The sequence below is a fragment of the Devosia riboflavina genome (genome assembly GCF_000743575.1).
Taxonomy (GTDB): domain Bacteria; phylum Pseudomonadota; class Alphaproteobacteria; order Rhizobiales; family Devosiaceae; genus Devosia; species Devosia riboflavina.
In genome coordinates this window covers 1-17,307 of the sequence record NZ_JQGC01000014.1, presented here as the reverse complement: position 1 = coordinate 17,307, position 17,307 = coordinate 1, and the positions used below count along the sequence as shown (strand labels likewise).

At 62.0% G+C, this 17,307-nt stretch carries 20 protein-coding genes, 1 tRNA gene and 1 pseudogene; 16 read left to right on the top strand and 6 right to left on the bottom strand.

Translation table 11 applies throughout. From position 1 onward, the window contains the following. The first annotated feature begins 107 nt into the window (after positions 1-107). Together JP75_RS14850 and JP75_RS14845 are read left to right on the top strand one after the other, a co-directional pair. On the top strand, positions 108-920 hold the full coding sequence (locus tag JP75_RS14850) for an alpha/beta fold hydrolase (RefSeq protein ID WP_035084382.1): 813 nt from the start codon (positions 108-110) through the stop codon (positions 918-920). Positions 921-1,009: 89 nt separating this feature from the next. Continuing rightward, positions 1,010-1,480, top strand: a complete 471-nt coding sequence (locus tag JP75_RS14845; RefSeq protein WP_035084379.1) for a VOC family protein — start codon at positions 1,010-1,012, stop codon at positions 1,478-1,480. 33 nt (positions 1,481-1,513) lie between these two features. On the opposite strand, the gene JP75_RS14840 is transcribed toward JP75_RS14845, so the two are convergent. Together JP75_RS14840 and JP75_RS14835 are read right to left on the bottom strand one after the other, a co-directional pair. Next, positions 1,514-2,215, bottom strand: a complete 702-nt coding sequence (locus JP75_RS14840) for a glutathione S-transferase N-terminal domain-containing protein (RefSeq protein WP_035084376.1) — start codon at positions 2,213-2,215, stop codon at positions 1,514-1,516. A 143-nt stretch (positions 2,216-2,358) separates the two neighbouring features. Continuing rightward, positions 2,359-2,433 (bottom strand) — tRNA-Gly (locus JP75_RS14835). Between the two features lie 192 nt (positions 2,434-2,625). Between JP75_RS14835 and JP75_RS14830 the strand changes: the two genes are divergently transcribed. The 3 genes from JP75_RS14830 to JP75_RS14820 are packed head-to-tail and all read left to right on the top strand — an operon-like array spanning position 2,626 to position 4,467. Beyond that, positions 2,626-3,558, top strand: a complete 933-nt coding sequence (locus tag JP75_RS14830) for a thioredoxin family protein (protein ID WP_035084373.1) — start codon at positions 2,626-2,628, stop codon at positions 3,556-3,558. Positions 3,559-3,598: 40 nt separating this feature from the next. Continuing rightward, a complete protein-coding gene (locus tag JP75_RS14825) occupies positions 3,599-4,234 on the top strand; it encodes an LON peptidase substrate-binding domain-containing protein (protein ID WP_341872285.1) in 636 nt (211 codons plus the stop codon). Further along, a complete protein-coding gene (locus JP75_RS14820) occupies positions 4,234-4,467 on the top strand; it encodes a Trm112 family protein (RefSeq protein WP_035084369.1) in 234 nt (77 codons plus the stop codon). The genes JP75_RS14825 and JP75_RS14820 overlap by 1 nt, the downstream gene beginning before the upstream one ends. Here JP75_RS14820 and JP75_RS14815 read toward each other — a convergent pair. Then, positions 4,464-5,678, bottom strand: a complete 1,215-nt coding sequence (locus tag JP75_RS14815; RefSeq protein WP_035084367.1) for an FAD-dependent monooxygenase — start codon at positions 5,676-5,678, stop codon at positions 4,464-4,466. The two genes, JP75_RS14820 and JP75_RS14815, sit on opposite strands and share 4 nt — an antisense overlap. A 279-nt stretch (positions 5,679-5,957) precedes the next feature. Here JP75_RS14815 and JP75_RS14805 point away from each other — a divergent pair, with 279 nt between their 5' ends. The 5 genes from JP75_RS14805 (at position 5,958) to JP75_RS14785 (ending at position 11,853) form a co-directional block, all read left to right on the top strand. Beyond that, positions 5,958-6,296 (top strand): P-II family nitrogen regulator, encoded by a 339-nt coding sequence (locus JP75_RS14805; RefSeq protein WP_035084363.1) that lies wholly within the window; start codon positions 5,958-5,960, stop codon positions 6,294-6,296. 22 nt (positions 6,297-6,318) lie between these two features. After that, positions 6,319-7,683, top strand: a complete 1,365-nt coding sequence (locus JP75_RS14800; RefSeq protein ID WP_035084360.1) for an ammonium transporter — start codon at positions 6,319-6,321, stop codon at positions 7,681-7,683. 334 nt (positions 7,684-8,017) lie between these two features. Beyond that, complete coding sequence (locus tag JP75_RS14795; protein WP_425277286.1) at positions 8,018-10,741, top strand: DNA translocase FtsK; 2,724 nt, start codon at positions 8,018-8,020, stop codon at positions 10,739-10,741. A gap of 134 nt (positions 10,742-10,875) precedes the next feature. Next, positions 10,876-11,514 (top strand): SRPBCC family protein, encoded by a 639-nt coding sequence (locus tag JP75_RS14790; RefSeq protein ID WP_051960740.1) that lies wholly within the window; start codon positions 10,876-10,878, stop codon positions 11,512-11,514. Then, the gene (locus JP75_RS14785; protein ID WP_035084357.1) at positions 11,515-11,853 is read left to right on the top strand and encodes an ArsR/SmtB family transcription factor; all 339 of its coding nucleotides are present in this window, start codon (positions 11,515-11,517) and stop codon (positions 11,851-11,853) included. It abuts the gene before it with no gap. A gap of 6 nt (positions 11,854-11,859) precedes the next feature. Here JP75_RS14785 and JP75_RS14780 read toward each other — a convergent pair whose 3' ends face one another. After that, entirely contained in the window at positions 11,860-12,159 is a 300-nt protein-coding gene (locus JP75_RS14780) for a hypothetical protein (protein ID WP_051960739.1), read from the bottom strand. Positions 12,160-12,257: 98 nt separating this feature from the next. Here JP75_RS14780 and JP75_RS14775 point away from each other — a divergent pair, with 98 nt between their 5' ends. Continuing rightward, the gene (locus JP75_RS14775) at positions 12,258-12,890 is read left to right on the top strand and encodes a LolA family protein (protein ID WP_035084353.1); all 633 of its coding nucleotides are present in this window, start codon (positions 12,258-12,260) and stop codon (positions 12,888-12,890) included. A gap of 125 nt (positions 12,891-13,015) precedes the next feature. Here JP75_RS14775 and JP75_RS14770 read toward each other — a convergent pair whose 3' ends face one another. Further along, complete coding sequence (locus tag JP75_RS14770; protein WP_035084350.1) at positions 13,016-13,828, bottom strand: undecaprenyl-diphosphate phosphatase; 813 nt, start codon at positions 13,826-13,828, stop codon at positions 13,016-13,018. A gap of 111 nt (positions 13,829-13,939) precedes the next feature. On the opposite strand from JP75_RS14770, the gene JP75_RS14765 reads away from it, so the two are divergent. The 5 genes from JP75_RS14765 (at position 13,940) to JP75_RS14745 (ending at position 17,106) form a co-directional block, all read left to right on the top strand. Next, positions 13,940-14,617, top strand: coding sequence for a glutathione S-transferase family protein (locus tag JP75_RS14765; RefSeq protein WP_035084347.1), 678 nt, complete (start codon positions 13,940-13,942; stop codon positions 14,615-14,617). 15 nt (positions 14,618-14,632) lie between these two features. Continuing rightward, positions 14,633-15,505, top strand: coding sequence for an SDR family oxidoreductase (locus JP75_RS14760; protein ID WP_035084344.1), 873 nt, complete (start codon positions 14,633-14,635; stop codon positions 15,503-15,505). Continuing rightward, the gene (locus JP75_RS14755) at positions 15,502-16,155 is read left to right on the top strand and encodes a GNAT family N-acetyltransferase (protein ID WP_035084342.1); all 654 of its coding nucleotides are present in this window, start codon (positions 15,502-15,504) and stop codon (positions 16,153-16,155) included. The genes JP75_RS14760 and JP75_RS14755 overlap by 4 nt, the downstream gene beginning before the upstream one ends. Beyond that, positions 16,152-16,655 carry a DUF6886 family protein gene (locus JP75_RS14750; protein ID WP_035084338.1) on the top strand — a complete coding sequence of 168 codons (504 nt, stop codon included), beginning with the start codon at positions 16,152-16,154 and terminating at the stop codon, positions 16,653-16,655. Before JP75_RS14755 ends, JP75_RS14750 begins: the two co-directional genes overlap by 4 nt. Positions 16,656-16,806: 151 nt before the next feature. Further along, positions 16,807-17,106 (top strand): GIY-YIG nuclease family protein, encoded by a 300-nt coding sequence (locus tag JP75_RS14745; RefSeq protein ID WP_035084515.1) that lies wholly within the window; start codon positions 16,807-16,809, stop codon positions 17,104-17,106. A 70-nt stretch (positions 17,107-17,176) separates the two neighbouring features. On the opposite strand, the pseudogene JP75_RS27370 reads toward JP75_RS14745, so the two are convergent. Next, a pseudogene (locus JP75_RS27370) lies at positions 17,177-17,307 on the bottom strand (IS30 family transposase); the annotation flags it as partial.

The following is a 17,307-nucleotide window of genomic DNA, read 5'->3' as shown; positions in this document are numbered from 1 at the left end:
AAACTGCAGCCATTCGAGAAATACCGTGTGATCCCCGCGCAAGCGGGGATTTCCGTTTTGGCGCCTCCAGCCCTCGTGCATAGTGTCGGCAAAAAGGGGATTCTCTCGTGCCGCAGGTTACCTCCAAGGATGGCGTCACCATCGGCTATGACGTGACCGGATCGGGCCCGGCGGTGATCCTCGTGGCCGGCGCGACGCAATATCGGGCGGTGGACCAGGTGACCCCGATATTGATCGCGCTTCTGGCGCAGCATTTTACGGTGATCAATTACGACCGGCGCGGCCGCGGGGAATCGAGGGATAAATGGCCCTATGCGGTGGCGCGCGAGGTGGAGGACATTGGCGCCCTACTCGATGTGGTCGGCGGCGAAGCCTTTGTCTTCGGCATGTCCTCGGGTGCCGTGCTGGCGCTTGAGGCCGCAGCAGCCATGCCCAGAAAGATCAAGGCCCTGGCGCTTTATGAGCCGCCGATCGATCCCGACCGTTCGGGTGATGCCTACCGCTATGAGCATATGCAGATGGCCGTCCAGGCCGCGCAGGGACGCGCCGCCGAGATGATGAGCGACTTTCTGCTCGGCGTCGGCATGTCAGGCGCGGAGCTGGATGGGTTCAAGCAGAGCCCCGCCTGGCCGGCTTCTGCTGCGGTCGGCCTGACCCTCGAACACGACTACCGCATTCTCGCGGACGCGCGGGGAAGCGACGGACCGCCGGAACGCTGGCAGAACGCCATCATGCCCGTGCTGGTTCTCGATGGCGACAAGAGCTTTCCCTTCATGGCGGCAGGCGCCGAATGGGTGGCCTCGGCCCTCCACAATGTCGAGCGCATGACGCTGGCCGGCCAGAGCCATGAATATGACCCCAAGATGCTGGCGCCGCTGCTGACGGTGTTTTTCCAGCTCGGGTCGGTTCAGGTTCACTAGCCCCGGCGCGTGCCACATAATCTTGGGACCATGTCGAAGTTTTTCGCGTTGAATCGTCTTGAAGGCAGACGGTTCAACAGGAGGAACAGATGAAGGTCACCCAGCATCTCTGGTTCGAGAGGGATATGGACGCGGCGATCAAGTTTTATACGTCGCTGATTCCGGGTTCGAAGATCGAATGGGTCTCGGCCATTCCGGCGGACAATCCCAGCGGTCCGGCCGGCAGTGTCGGCATGGCTGCCTTCACCATCGGCGACCAGCGCTATATGGCGATCAATGCCGGTCCGCTCGACCCGTTCAACCATAGCTTTTCGATTCTGGTTGAATGCGACACCCAGGCCGAGATCGACCGGCTCTGGGATGCGCTGAAAGAAGGCGGCTCGACGGAGCAATGCGGCTGGTTGCGCGATCGTTGGGGGTTGAGCTGGCAGATCACCCCGAAACGCCTTGGCGAACTGATGATGGACCCCGATCCGGCCGTATCGAAGCGCGTTACGGAAGCCATGCTCAAGCAGGTGAAATTCGATATTTCGGCGCTTGAGGCGGCGGCAAAGGGTTAGTCGAAAACCTCCTGCCGCCGCCGGCGGAAAAAATTAGCTGGCGGCGGGGATCGTCAGGCCGCGCTGCACGGCGGGGCGGGCAAGGCCGCGTTCGAGCCATGCGGGAACGCGCTTGAGCGTGTCGAATTCGACGATGTCGCGGGCGCCATAAAAGCCGATAAGATTGCGGACCCAGCCCAAGGTCGCGATATCGGCGATGGAATAATCGTCCATGATCCAGTCGCGACCCTCAAGGCGCGTGTCCAGCACTTCGAGCAGCCGGCGCGATTCGGCGCGGTAACGCTCGAGCGGCCGCTTGTCCTCAAACTCTTTGCCGGCGAATTTATAGAAAAAGCCGACCTGGCCGAACATCGGGCCGATGGCGGCCATCTGGAAAAACACCCACTGGATGGTTTCGTAGCGCAGCGCCGGATCGAATGGGAGGAATTTTCCGGTCTTTTCGGCGAGGTAGAGCAGAATCGCGCCCGATTCGAAGAGCGCCAGCGGCTTGCCGCCGGGGCCATTGGGATCGATAACAGCCGGAATCTTGCCGTTTGGATTGAGCGAGAGGAATTCGGGCGTCCAGGTCTCGTTCTTGCCGATCTGGATGGCATGCGCCTCATAGGGCAGGCCTGTTTCTTCGAGCATGATGGAGACCTTCACCCCATTGGGCGTGGGCCAGGAATAAAGCTGCAGGCGATCGGGATGGGCAGAGGGCCAGCGCTGGGCGATGGGGAAACTCGTAAGGTCGGTCATGGAAGTCTCGTGTCTCAAGGCAGGGGCGCCAGCTAGATCGCGAGTCGCCGCCTTCGGCAATGGGACGGGAAATGATGCCGGAAAAACAAAAAGGGTCCCGAAGGACCCTTTGTTTCTCTCCCGGCTTGCCAACCTGAGAGAATTGGAGCGGGCGAAGGGATTCGAACCCTCGACCCTAACCTTGGCAAGGTTATGCTCTACCCCTGAGCTACACCCGCATCCGTGTCGCAGCGCCTTGAAGCGCGTCGACGAGGCGCTATATGCCTAATCATCAGACCGATTGCAACCCTTCTTCTTCGCTTTCATGTCATCTTGTTGAAAGCCTGTGGGAACTAGGACTTGCAACCGCTGTGGCGCGGGCGCAAAAAGGCCCGCGACTGCTCCCTCAATGCCTTTCGCGAGAGCTCTTTATGTCGATTTCCACCAATGGCGCTGCCCCGGCCAGCCAGGCCTATATCAGCGAATCCACCGATGCCGGCTTCCGCGCCGACGTGCTCGAAGCCTCGCGCGAGGTTCCGGTTCTCGTCGATTTCTGGGCGCCCTGGTGTGGCCCCTGCCGCCAGTTGACCCCGGCGCTTGAAAAGGTGGTCAACGAGAAGGCCGGCAAGATCAGGCTGGTGAAGATCAATATCGACGACCATCCGGGCGTTGCCGGGCAATTGGGCGTGCAATCGATTCCGGCCGTTTTCGCCTTTGCCGGTGGCCGGCCGGTGGACGGTTTCATGGGCGCCATGCCGGAAGGTGAAGTTCGGAAATTTGCCGAACGCGTCATCGCCGCCGCCCCTCCGGGCGCGCCGCCGGCCGATTCGATCGAGGCGCAGATTGCCGATGCCTTGAAGGTCGCCGAAGAGGCTTTTGGCGCCGGCGACCTTGGTCAGGCGGCGCAGATTTTTGGCATGGTGCTGCAGCATTCCCCCGAAAACGAACTGGCGCTGATCGGGCTTGCCCGCGTCTATCTCGAAGCCGGTGAAGTGGAACAGGCTCGCGCCACGCTCGATATGGTGCCCGAGGACAAGCGCAAGGGTGACGCCTATATGGCTGTCGCCAATACGATTCGCCTGCAGGATGAAGCCGCTGGTCTCTCCGAATCGGCCGCACTTGAAGCGGCTATTGCTGCCGATCCCAATGATCACCAGGCTCGCTTTGATCTGGCGGTCGTGCTCAATGCCGAAGGCAAGCGCGTCGAGGCGGCCGAAGCCCTGGTCGCTATCTTCAAGCGCGACCGCACCTGGAACGAAGACGGCGCACGCAAAAAGCTGCTCGAATTCTTCGACGCCTGGGGCGCCAAGGATCCGGCGACCCTTAGAGGTCGTCGCCTGCTCTCTGCTGCCCTTTTCTCCTAGGTCCAAAAATATGCCGCAGCGCCCCGCGAGCCCTCAGCAAGTGCCGGACGTGGTCCCGATCTTTCCGCTGACCGGGGCGCTGTTGCTGCCCTATTCCCATCGCCCGCTCAATATTTTCGAGCCGCGCTATATCGAGATGGTGGATTTTGCCCTTTCGACCGACCGCTTGATCGGGCTGATCCAGCCCGAGGACACGAGCGAAGAAAGCCCAATGGGCCAGGTGCCGCTACACAGGATCGGCTGCCTGGGGCGGATTACCCATTTCGAGGAAAGCGGCGATGGCCGCTATTTCATCATCCTCGAAGGGGTGACGCGGTTCTCGCTCAGGGAAGAGATCGAACGCGGCACGCCCTATCGGCTCGCAAAAATTTCGGCCGAGGCCTTTGCCGCCGATTTCGCGCGCAATGACGGGGAAGACGAAGTGGACCGAGCGCGCTTTGTGAAAATGATGCGCGACTATGCCGAATTCGCCAGCATCGAGCTCAACTGGGAAGAGATCGAGCGCACCGGCACGGCCGATCTCGTCAATTTCTGCGCCATGGTCTCGCCCTATGGGCCGGCGGAAAAGCAGGTATTGCTCGAAGCCCAGACGCTCAACGACCGGGCGGAAACCCTGATCGCCATGACCGAATATGAAATGGCTGGGGGCGGCAAGGGCGCCGTGCCGCTCAACTGATGGCAGAAGACCCGGTCGATCCCCGCCATGTCATCGATCGGCAGGTGCTGGAAATGCTGGTCTGTCCGCTGACCAAGACGCGGCTGACCCTGTCGTCGGACCACAAGGAACTGATTTCCATCGCCGCGCGGCTCGCGTTTCCGATCGTCAAAGGCGTGCCGCTCCTCAGCCTTGAAGAGGCGCGCAATGTCGAGCCGGAAGAGCTGCAGGCGCTGTCGCGCCAGCCGCACTAGATCGGCAGGCCACTCAAAAGTTTAGGTCCGTTCTGCGAGACGCCGGACGCCGCCCGGATCATGGCGTCCTTCAGTGGACCGGCGCGGTCGACCAGGCCGAGGCCGAAATCGCGGATGGCGCGGACCGGGGCGACGTCATTGGAAAAGAGCCGGTTCATGCCATCAGTCACCATGACCATGCTGGCCGTATCGAGCCGGCGCCAGGCTTGATAGCGGGCAAGCACGTCTTCGCTGCCGTGATCGAGCCCGAGGCGGATGGCGTCGACAATGACCTCCGCCAGAGCCGCGACATCCTTCAACCCCAGATTAAGGCCCTGCCCGGCAATCGGGTGCACCACATGGGCCGCGTCGCCGATGAGGGCCAGTCGCGGCCCGACAAAGTCGCGGGCGATCTGAAGGCGCAAGGGAAAGCCCATCAATTTGTCTTCGAGCGTGACGGCGCCGAGGCTCGAGCCCATAACGGCCTCGATTTCGCGCGCCAACTGGTCGCTATCCATGGCGAGGAAGGTTTTTGCGTTCTCGCTGGTTTCGGTCCAGACCAGCGAGGATCGGTCGCCCTTGAGGGGAAGGCTCGCAAAGGGGCCCGAGGGACGAAAATGCTCGTAGGCCACCCCGTCATGCGGCAGCTCATGGGTGATGGTCGCAACGAGCCCGGTCTGGCGGTAATCGTGGCCGGTGGTGGCGATACCAGCGCGCTGGCGCAGGGCCGATTGTGCGCCATCGGCGGCGACGATCAGTGGCGAGATGATGGTGCGCCCGTCGGCCAGGGTCACCCGGCCTTCCGACCAGTCGGCGATTTCGGCTGGGGCGATGACGGTTACGGCATCGCCCATGGCCCCGAGCAGGGCCGCCTGGCTCGCCGTATTCGGCACCATATGGGCAAAGGCCTCGCCCGGCGCGACTTCGCCTTCGAACTGGAGAAAGAGCGGCCGCGCAATGTCGCCGCTGCCCGAATCGGTGATGCGCATGGCCGTGATCGGCTGGGACTGCGTTTCCATCTCCCCCCAGACCCCGAGGGCGTCGAAGACGCGGCGCACGCCGGCAGCAATGGCCGAGGCGCGATTGTCCTTGGGAACCGAGAGCGGTCGGCGGTCGATCAGAGCCACGCGAATACCGCGCATCGACTGGACCAGCGCCAGCGCCAGGGTCATGCCCACCGGGCCGCCACCCACGATCGCCACGTCGAAATGGTCTTCTGCCGCTGCGCTCATCGCCGTCTCCTTGCCTCTGGTCTCATTGTCGGGCGCCCGGCGGCGCGGTGCAAGTGCGCCCTATGCCGCGGCAGGAATCGGGCTGTCCAAAAAACAGGCAAACGCGAATTCATCCGCACAAAAAAGCGGCGCCAAATTGCCCAATTCCGAGTCGGTATTTTCTGTGTCCCGGTTAAGCCATTGTAAAAATAGCAAAAATCCCTGCCGTTTGGTTTGGCACGGCACTTGAATTCCAAAGTGCAGTTCCAACACGCGCTCTAAGGCGCCAAAGGGGGTCATATGAAACTGGTGGTTGCCATCATCAAGCCGTCCCGGCTGGAAGAGGTTCGGCAGGCGCTCAACTCGCTCGACGTTCACGGCATGACCGTTACCGAGGTGAAGGGCTATGGGCGCCAAAAGGGCCATTCCGAGATTTACCGCGGCACGGAATATGCCGTGCATTTCCTGCCCAAGCTGAAGCTGGAAATCGCTGTCGACGACAGCCTGGCCGACAATGTGAGCAATGCCATTCGTGACTCGGCCCAGACCGGCCGCATCGGCGACGGCAAGATCTTCGTGCTCGATCTCTTGGCCGTTACCCGCATCCGCACCGGTGAAACCGGCGCGTCCGCCCTCTAAGCGTCTTCGGGGAGAAAACAAGATGAAGATGGATAAGGTACTTGGAGGCGCCGCTCTGGCCTCCCTCTTGCTGGCCCTGCCAGCCTTTGCCCAGGACGCTGCCGCGCCAGTCGTCGAAGAAGCCGCTGCCGTGGTCGACAAGGGCGACGTCGCCTGGATGCTGGTTTCGACCATGGTCGTTATCGTCATGACCATTCCGGGCCTCGCGCTCTTCTATGGCGGCCTCGTGCGCGCCAAGAATATCCTGTCGGTGCTGACCCAGGTGTTCCTCGGCTTCTCGATGATCGCCATTCTCTGGGTGGCCTATGGCTATTCGCTGGCCTTTGCCGGCCCGACCGAAGGTGGTCTCTCCGCTTTCGTCGGCGACCTCTCGAAATTCTTCCTCAATGGCGTGACGCTCGATTCGCGTGCGGCGACCTTCTCGGCCGGTTTCGAACTGCCCGAACTGGTCTTCGTGACCTTCCAGCTCACCTTCGCCTGCATCACCTCGACCCTCATCATCGGCGGTATTGCCGAGCGCATGAAGTTCGGCGCGCTGATGGCCTTCCTCGCCATCTGGTTCACCTTCTCTTATATCCCCATGGCTCACATGGTCTGGTCGGGTCCGGGCCTGCTGTTCGGCATGGGCGCCTATGACTTTGCCGGCGGCACCGTGGTTCACATCAATTCCGGTGTGGCCGCTCTCGTCGCTGCCATCGTCCTTGGGCCGCGCATCGGCTTCATGAAGGAACCGATCCCGCCGCATAACCTCGTCCTCACCTATATCGGTGCCGGTCTCCTCTGGTTCGGCTGGTTCGGCTTCAATGCCGGTTCGAACCTCGAAGCCAATGCCCTGACCGCCGTTGCCCTGATCAACACGGTTCTCGCGCCTGCTGCCGGTGCGCTGGCCTGGGCGCTCGGCGAAAAGATCACCCGTGGCCATGCTTCGGCTCTGGGTGCCGTTTCGGGCGCTGTTGCCGGTCTCGTCGCCATCACCCCGGCTGCCGGCTTTGCCGGTGTCGGTGGCGCCATCGTGCTCGGCGCCATTGCCGGCGTCGTCTGTCTCTGGGCCGTCGTTACCCTCAAGCCGCTGCTCAAGTATGACGACTCGCTCGACGTCTTCGGCATCCACGGCGTGGGCGGCATCATCGGCGCCCTCGGCACCGCCATCGTCGCGGCCCCCGGCCTCGGCGGCTATCCGCTCGGCGATGCTGCTGCCTATTCGATCGGCGGCCAGTTCATGGTCCAGCTCACTGGTGTCGTCATCGCCGTCGTCTGGTCCGGCGTCGTGGCTCTTATTGCCATGCTCATCGTCAAGGCGATCTTTGGTGGTGCCCGCGTCAGCGAAGCCGGCGAAAGCGACGGCCTCGATCTCTCGAGCCACGGCGAACGCGCCTATAACGGCTAAGAACCTTGCAGGTGGCGCTTCGGCGCCACCTCTTTTGCAAAAGACTTTCTCGCGGTGTGCGGCCTGCTTCCTCTTGGCCCGCCACAGAGGCTTCCCACGCGCAATGGTGGGCCGCACTCCCCGGGAAAGTTCGGAGACCGAAACAGAAAACTTTCGCTTCCGCGCGCCATTCGAGCCTAGCTCTCATGGCCTCCTCACCTAAAATCGCCCCATTGGGGCGATTTTGCTTTCAGCCCAGTTCGGAGTGGTTAGCGTGCGATTAACCACATCGCTCTAGCATGCAGGCGATGCGGGGCCCGCGAATGGGTCGTGGCCCCAAAAAGTAATGCGTGCCATGCCCAGCCATCCCGTTCCGACGCTCGACGATGTCCGCCCCGTGCCACCACGCGGCGCTGCCCGCCAGAAGACGGCGGCCTCAATGCCGAAACCGGCCCCGGTCATCGCCATTCGCATTCCCCTGCGCGTGGCCGGCATGGTGCTGTTCGGCATTGTCGCGATCCTGCTGCTGTCGCTGAGTTCGTGGTCGGTCGATGATCCCTCGCTCTCCTATGCGACGAGCAAGATTGCGCAAAACTGGCTGGGTTATCCCGGCGCGGTCATTGCCGATCTCGTCTTCCAGTTCCTCGGGCTTGGCGGCATTGTCGCCATCGTGCCCCTGGCGCTCTGGAGCTGGGCTCTGTTGCGCAAGCGTCGCTTGACCCATGTCGTGCTGCGCACGCTCTCCTGGTTCGGCGCGATTGTGCTCTCGACCGGTGTCTTCGCCTTCCTGCCGACGCCGGAAAGCTGGCCGCTGCCGACCGGGCTCGGTGGTCTCGCGGGCATGCTGTTCACCAATCTTGCCGCCATGATTGCCGGTGCCGACCCGCAGCCGATCACCGGCGCGCTTTTTGCCGTCATCATCGCCGTGCCCGCCTTTGCCCTGCTCTGGATCGCCATGGGCCTCGGCACCTCCGTCCCCGCCATGCCGGCCAAGGGTTCTCGCAAGGCAGCGCAGGCGGAGGAAGAGGACGAGCGCGAAGCCAATCCGCTGGTGGAAGTGGCCCTCGGCGCTGTGGTGCATATGGGCTATTCCCTTCGCACTGCCTGGCGCCGTGCCCGTGCCGCCCAGGCGGCCCGTCACGAGGAAGAGGAAGAATGGCGCGAGCATGGCCAGGAGCCGGACCTCGACGTTTCCGTTTCCCCGCGTGCTCCGGCCCAACAGGAGCCGACGCTCGCCGTCACCCAGCGCCGCATTCATGCGCCGGTCGAGCCGGCCTTCGAAGCGGCCCCCGTCGTGTCGGCCCGCATCAATGCCGGCCCGTCCTATGACGAGACCGAAATCGACTATCCCGATGAGGCGGAGGATGATTCCATCCCCTTCGAACCGGACATGCCGATTGCCCAGCATCCGGCCGTGGTCAACCACACCCAGCGCGGCGATTCGCGCTTCCAGCCCGTCGACCATTCGGCGCCGCGCGTTGCCGCGCCCGCCCCCCGCCCGGCCCAGGGCCAGCGCCAGTTCCGCGAGGCCCAGCCGAGCCTCCTCGACGAGCCCATGGGCTTTGAGCTGCCGGCGCTGAGCCTGCTTGCCGAGCCCAAGCGCTCGGGTCCGTCGGCGGAGCATTCGCCGGAACGGCTCGAAGAGATGGCCCGCCGCCTCGAAGAAGTGCTTGGTGACTTCGGCGTCAAGGGCGACATCATCAATGTCCGCCCCGGTCCGGTCGTCACCTTGTTCGAACTCGAGCCGGCACCGGGCATCAAGTCGTCCAGGGTCATTTCGCTGGCCGACGATATTGCCCGTTCCATGTCGGCCATTTCCGCCCGCGTCGCCGTGGTGCCGGGCCGCAATGCCATTGGTATCGAACTGCCCAACCAGACGCGCGAAACCGTCTATTTCCGCGAAATGCTGGCCTCGTCCGATTTCGAGAAGATGAAGGGCAAGCTGCCGATCTGCCTGGGCAAGACCATTGGCGGCGAGCCGATCATTGCTGATCTGGCGCGCATGCCGCATTTGCTGATCGCCGGTACCACCGGCTCGGGCAAGTCGGTGGGTATCAATACCTTCATTCTCTCGCTGCTCTACCAGATGACGCCCGAGCAGTGCCGCATGATCATGATCGACCCGAAAATGCTGGAATTGTCGATTTATGACGGCATTCCGCATCTGCTGACGCCGGTCGTGACCGATCCACAGAAGGCCGTGGTGGCCCTCAAATGGGCCGTGCGCGAAATGGAAGACCGCTATCGCAAGATGAGCAAGATCGGTGTCAGAAACATCGACGGTTTCAACCAGCGCGTCTCGGAAGCGGCCAAGGAGGGCCGGACCATTACCCGCACGGTGCAGACCGGTTTTGACCGCGAAACCGGCGAGGCGATCTATGAATCGGAAGAATTCGATCTCGAACCCTTGCCCTATATCGTTGTCATCGTTGACGAAATGGCCGACCTGATGATGGTGGCCGGCAAGGATATCGAAGGCGCCATCCAGCGTCTTGCCCAGATGGCCCGTGCCGCCGGCATCCATATCGTCACCGCCACGCAGCGCCCGTCGGTCGACGTCATCACCGGTACGATCAAGGCCAATTTCCCGACCCGAATCTCGTTCATGGTGACGTCGAAGATCGACTCGCGCACCATTCTCGGCGAGCAGGGTGCCGAACAGCTCCTGGGCAATGGCGACATGCTCTACATGGCCTCGGGCGGCCGCACCAAGCGTCTCCATGGCGCCTTCGTGTCCGACGCCGAAGTCGAGGCGGTGGTGAACCATTTGAAGAGCCAGGGCGCGCCGGATTATCTCGATTCCGTCACCGCCGACGAAGACGAAGGCGGCATGGATGCTGGCGGCTCCGGCGGTGGCGACGACTATGCCGGCTCGGGCGACGAGCTCTATGACAAGGCCGTGCATGTCGTTCTTACGGACAAGAAGGCCTCCACCTCCTATGTCCAGCGCCGCCTCGCCATTGGCTACAACAAGGCCGCGACGCTGATCGAGCGCATGGAACGCGAGGGCGTCATCAGCCCGGCCAACCATGCCGGCAAGCGCGAAATTTTGGTCGGGAACAATGCCGACGGCTACTAGGATGAGCAGCTAAGCGGTTGAAAAGCCTCGGTCTTATGCCGGGGCTTTTTGTTTTGCTGCCTTGGTCTGGAACCCGTGGACTCTATTTCAGTTTTCACTTATATAAGACAAAACTGAAATACGAGGAGACGGACATGGCTTTCTCTCTTGCAGACCACCTCGCCTTGATGGTGCGCCGGGTCGACAATCTCGACTGGGAGGGGCAACCGGCCAAGGCCGTGGTGGCGAGCCGGGTCTATGATACGACGCCGGCCGACCTCTGGGACGCGCTGACGCGGGCGGAACGCATAAAACGCTGGTTTGCTCCGGTGACGGGCGATCTGGCGCTGGGCGGCCGCTACCAGGTCGAAAACAATGCCGGCGGCACGATCACAGAATGTGTGCCGGACAAGAAGATCGCGCTGACCTGGGAGTTTGGGCCGGCAGTGAGCTGGGTCATTGTCACGCTGATCCCGGATGGCGCGGGGACGCGGCTCGAATTGCAGCATATCGCCCATCTCAGCCCGCATTGGGATCAATATGGACCGGGTGCCGTTGGCGTCGGTTGGGATCTCGGTTTCATGGGCCTCTCGCGCCATCTTGCCGAGCCCGAAGCCGATGTGCCGGCGGAGACGGTTGCCGGCTGGTTTGGCTCGGACGAGGCCAAATCCTTCATCCGCACCGCCAGTGACGACTGGGGCCGGGCCGATATCGTAGCGGGCGAACCGCGCGAGCATGCGCTGGCGACCGCGGAAGCCACGCGAAAATTCTATTCGGGCGAACCGGCGGAATAAATGCACGCTTTCGACGTCCTCGGCGACCCGGTGCGCCGCCGTATTCTCGAACTGCTGGCCGAGGGCGAGCGCTCCTCGGGCGAGGTCGTGGAGGTGATTGCCGCGGAGTTCGGCATCTCGCAGGCCGGCATCAGCCAACATTTGAAAGTGCTGCGCGACAATGGTTTTGCGAGCGTCCGGCCCGAGGGCACGCGGCGCATCTATGAACTCGACACGACGCCGCTGCGCGGCATTGACGATTGGCTCGAACGGTTTCGCGTCTTCTGGCCGCACAAGCTCGAGGCGCTGGCCACCGAAGTGGCGCGCGGCAAGAAGGAGCGGGGCGAAATGGGCGAGTGACATCGCTCAGCAGGTGAGGGGATCGGGCACGGCGGAAAATTCGCGCGGGCCGGCCCAGCCGGGCTCGCGCTTTTTCGGCGTATCGACGATGCGGACGGTGAGCGTGCAGGTACCGGACCGCACTGCATAGACGTCGGGTCCGGTGCGTTCGATGGCGTCGATGACATGGCCGATGCCTAAAATCTCGGTGGCGACATTGAGGACGGCGGTCAGTTCGGCGCGGCGCTGATATTGCGGCGGCAGGGCCGCGAGGGCCGGCAGTGTCGTGGCAAGCAGCAGCGTTAAGCACATCACCAATTTGCGCATTGTCGTTCCCTTCCGGCCGGTGGAACTTTCCACCTCTTGCCGCAATTGCTTCCTAGGTTAGTTTACCAGACTAAAAACCCAGCGAGGATATCCCGCCGATGATTCGCCGCCATGCTCTCCTTCTTGGTGTTGCCGCCGCCCTCGCTCCGATCGTGCCGGCCCTCGGTCAAGGCCGGACGCTGACCCCGGAAGAGCAGCAACTCATCACCGAGATCAACACGCATAATTCGGCGATCCGCACCATGGTGGGGCGCTTCCTGCAGATCGATACCAATGGCGGACGCACGGAAGGCACGTTCTTTCTCGAGCGTCCCGACAAGGTGCGTTTTCGCTACAATCCGCCGAGCCGCGAAGAAATCGTCTCGGTCGGCCGCGGTTTCTATGTGCTCAATCGCCAGGAAGAGACCTATTACGCCTATCCGCAGGACACGATCCCGCTGCGCCAATTTTTGGGCGACCAGATCAACCTGCTCAATGCCAATGTGATCGATATCACGACCTCGGATGGCTATATGGCCATTACCATCATCGACGAGACGGTGGCCGGCACGGTGCAGGTGTCGTTGATTTTCGATGTCGAGACCAAGGATCTGGCGCAATGGAGCCTGGTTGAACCCAGTGGTGCGGAACTGACGTTTTCGCTCTACGATGTGGAACAGGGCGTCGAAATTCCCCGCTCCTATTTCTCGATTCCCGCCACCTACAAGGGTGTCGATCCCGCAACGCGCTGAACGATCAGCCGGCGAAACAAAAAGCCCTCCCGATCGGGAGGGCTTTTTGTTTTGCGATGTCCTCGGCGTGACCTGATCCATCTTTGGTCGTCGACGGACGAATGGAGGCTGCTGCCGGCCTGATCTCAGCGCCCGAAGAAATAAATCCCGATGAGGCCAAAAATACCGACGGCGATGCGCCACCAGGCGAAGGGGGCAAAGCCGTAGCGCGAGACGAAGTTGAGAAGGTACCGCACGACCAGCGCGCCGACGACGAAGGCGGCGGCAAAACCGACGGCGACATTGAGGGCAATGGAGGCGTCGATCAGGTCGCGGCTCTTGTAGAGATCATAGCCGAAGGCGCCGACCATGATGGGCAGGGCGACAAAGAAGGTGAACTCGGCAGCGGCGCGCTTACTGGCACCGAAGAGCATGCCGCCGACCACGGTCGAACCCGAGCGCGAAACGCCGGGAACCAGCGACAGCATCTGGAAAAGGCCGATGATCAGGGCGAGGTGCCAGGGAAAAGTGTAGATATCGTCGTACTTTGGCTCGAGTTTCAGCCGATCGACGATGAGCAGGACAAAACCGCCGATGAGGAGGGTCCAGCAGATCAGGGCCGCCGATTCCCACAGATCCCCCTGGATGAAATCGCGCAGCAGCACCCCGGCAATAACAGCCGGGAAACAGGCGAGAAAGACCGAGAGGGCGAACTGCCAGGCGTAGCGCTTGCCGGTCAGCGCATCACGAATGAGCAGGCCCAATTTGGCGAAATAGACGGTGACGATGGCCAGAATGGCGCCGAGCTGGATGAGTACGACGAAGGTTGCCGGCTGGGTCAGGCCGAAGAAATGACCTGCTAACAAAAGGTGTCCGGTGGAGCTGACGGGTAGGAATTCGGTAAGGCCTTCCAGAATTCCCAGAATAAGGGGCACAAAAAGACCTTGATCGGCGTTCATCTGATCTCCTAACTCGTCTCTTGGGCCAATTTGCCCCCCTCTTAGCGGTGTTCGCCAATCGCGCCAAGCGAGGGATCAGCAGACCAGCCTCGCGTCAACCGGGTCCCCTTCATGCCGACACTCGTGCACCACCCTCTCGATCCTGCTTCGCGGCTTATCCGGCTGATGTGCGCCGAATATGGCGTGCCGCTGGATGTGGAGGAGATAAAGCCCTGGCTGCGTGAGCCACACCTGCTTGATCTCAATCCCGCCGCGACGCTCCCCATTTTGGTGACCGACGAGGATGTGCCTGTCATCGGCATTCTGGCATCGATCCATGTGGTGGAGGATATTTATACGCTCGAGACCGTGGGCGGGCTGGTGCCAACCCATCCGCTTGACCGCGCCGAAATGTGGCGGCTGGTCGAATGGATGCTGGTAAAGCTCAACGACGAAGTGACGCGCTATCTCGTCGAGGAAAAGATCGCCAAGCGCGATCTCAAGGGCGCGACGCCCGAACCCTCGGTCCTGCGGGCGGCCAAGGCCAACCTTGCCGAGCATATGCTTTACTTCAACTGGCTGCTCGCGAGCCGGAAATGGCTGGCCGGCGACGAGATGACGCTGGCCGATTTTGCCCTCGCCGCGCATCTGTCCACTCTCGACTATATGGGCGATATCGATTGGTCCAAGGCCGCCGAGACGCGCGACTGGTATTCGCGGCTGAAATCGCGCCCGGCCTTCAGGACCCTGCTCAACGATCGCGTCGTTGCCATGCCGCCGAGCAAGGGCTATGCCGACCTGGATTTTTAGGCCGGGGATAACTTTATGCGCGCGTTCTTTTTCGGCCTTGGCTACTCGTCGCAGGCGAGTGCGCAACTCATGCAAAAGAGTGGCGAGTTCGTTGACACACTGGGAACGGTGAGGACCACCGACAAGGCGAATACGTTAACGCAAAAGGGCATTTCGGCGGTCACCTTCGATGGGACCGCGCCGGGGCCGGATGTGGCTGCGGCGCTGCGGGAGAGCACGCATGTGGTGGTCTCGATTGCGCCCGATGAGGCGGGCGATGTGGTGTTGCGCCACCATCGCGCCGAACTCGACGCCATGCCCGATCTGCAATGGCTCTGCTATTATTCCACGGTTGGGGTCTACGGGGATTTCGGCGGTGCCTGGATCGACGAGACGGCGCCGCTGAGCCCACGCAATCTGCGCTCGGGTGTGCGCGCCAGTGCCGAGGAAGAGTGGATCGACTACGCCAAGGCGCGCGGTGTGCCGCTCTGCATTTTGCGGCTGGCTGGCATCTATGGGCCGGGGCGGTCGAGTTTTGACAAGCTCGCCGATGGGACGGCGCGGCGCGTAGTAAAACCGGGGCAGGTGTTCAACCGCATCCATGTCGAAGACATTGCCCGTGTGACCATGCTGGCGGCGGAACGGCGGCTGGCCGGCAGTTTTAATCTTGCCGATGACGAACCTTGCCCGCCGCAGGATCTCATCACCTACGCCGCCGAAAAGATGGGCGTGGAGCCGCCGGCGGAAGTCGATTTCGAGACCGCCGAGATGACGCCCATGGCGCGCAGTTTTTATCGCGACAACAAGCGGGTGTCGAACAAGGCTATTAAGACGGCGCTCGGCGTGGAACTGCTTTATCCCAATTACCGCGCTGGCCTCGATGCCATCTGGAAGGACTTTTATCGATGAGCGTCAAACCGGCAAAGTCTGCGCCGCAAAGGATCGTGCTCGAAGGTCGCTATGTCAGGCTTGAACCGCTGGACCAGCACCATGCGGCGGACCTTTTTGCGGTGTCGACCATGGATGGTGGGGCGGAGCGGTATCGCTGGCTCTTCAGCCATGCGCCAACGAGCGTTGCGGATATGGAAGCGCGCATCGACGAGGCCAATGCCGGGACGGACCCCGCCTATGTGGCGATCGTCGACAAGGCGAGCGGCAAGGCGCTGGGCCAGCAGGGCTGGATGCGTATTCGCCCCGAGCATGGTTCCATCGAAATCGGCGGTGTCTATTGGGGCTTGCCGATGGCGCGGACGCAAATGGCGACCGAGGCGCTTTACCTCTTTGCGCGCCATGCCTTCGATGACTTGGGCTATCGGCGTTTTGAGTGGAAATGTAATGATCGCAATGAGCCGTCCAAGGCGGCGGCGACGCGCTTCGGGTTTCAATTTGAGGGCGTGTTCCGGCAGGACATGATCATCAAGGGCGAGAGCCGCGATACGGCGTGGTTCTCGATTGTGGACGGCGAATGGCCGGCTTTGCGCGAGGAATATGAGCGCTGGCTGAGCCCCGATAATTTTGACGCGGCTGGACAACAGAAGACCAAGCTGGCCGTGCGGTGAAACTCTTTCACCTCAGCGATGATCCGGCGATTGCCCGGTTCGAACCGAGGCCCTCGGCCTATACCGAGGAGCCGGTGGTCTGGGCGATTTCGGACCAGCGCATCGCCAATTACCTCCTGCCGCGCGATTGCCCGCGCGTGTGTTTTCGCGCCGGGCACGAGAGTTCGGCAGAGGATGTCGAGCGGTTTTTGGGCGATAGCCGGGTGGTGATTGCCATCGAGGAAGATTGGCTGGAGCGGCTCGCGGGCGGAAAACTGCACCGCTATGCAATGCCCAGTGATGGCTTTGTGCTCAAGGATGAAGGCGCGGGATATTGGGTGTCCTATGGCGCCATAGAACCGCTTGATGTCGAGGTTTTGGACGATCTGCCGGGGGCGATTGCGGCCGAGGGCGTGACGCTAAAAGTGCTGCCGTCGCTGTGGGCGCTGCATGATGGGGTGAAGGCGTCGAGCCTGGTGTTTTCGATGATCCGGATGCGGAATGCGGGGGCGCGAACGTAAACAGAGGTCCCCGCTTCCGCGGGGATGACACCGTGGACGGAAACTGAAGATTTCCGCTTGGGGGAGATGACACGCTGGTGGCTTGGCGCAATAGTTCACGCAGACTCGGTGTCATTCCCGCGAAAGCGGGAACCTCTGTTTGGATGTCGCAATGGGGAAGACTTACTTTGTCTATATCCTCGCCAGTCGAAAATATGGCGCGCTCTACATCGGTGTGACGAACGACCTCGTTGGACGCGTTTATACGCACCGCGAAGAACTGGTGCGCGGGCAGACGAGTCGCTACCACATTCACAGCCTCGTCTATTTCGAAGTCTTTGAGGATATCGACGAGGCCATCCTGCGCGAGAAGCGGCTCAAGAAATGGCGGCGCGCGTGGAAGATCGAATTGATTGAACAGGGCAATCCAGAATGGACTGACCTCTATCCGGAGCTTGCGGCCCATTGGTGAAACAGAGGTCCCCGCTTTCGCGGGGATGACAGGCCGGTGGGTTGGCGCAATATCTCAGCCAAACTCGGTGTCATTCCCGCGAAAGCGGGAAGGTGGATTCTCGTTCGAAGTGCAACAGTTGGTTGTAGAAGGCCTCGGCCGGGGTTTTCCAGTCAAGGCACTTTCTCGGTGTGGTGTTGTAGGTCAGCAGGTGCAGACGCA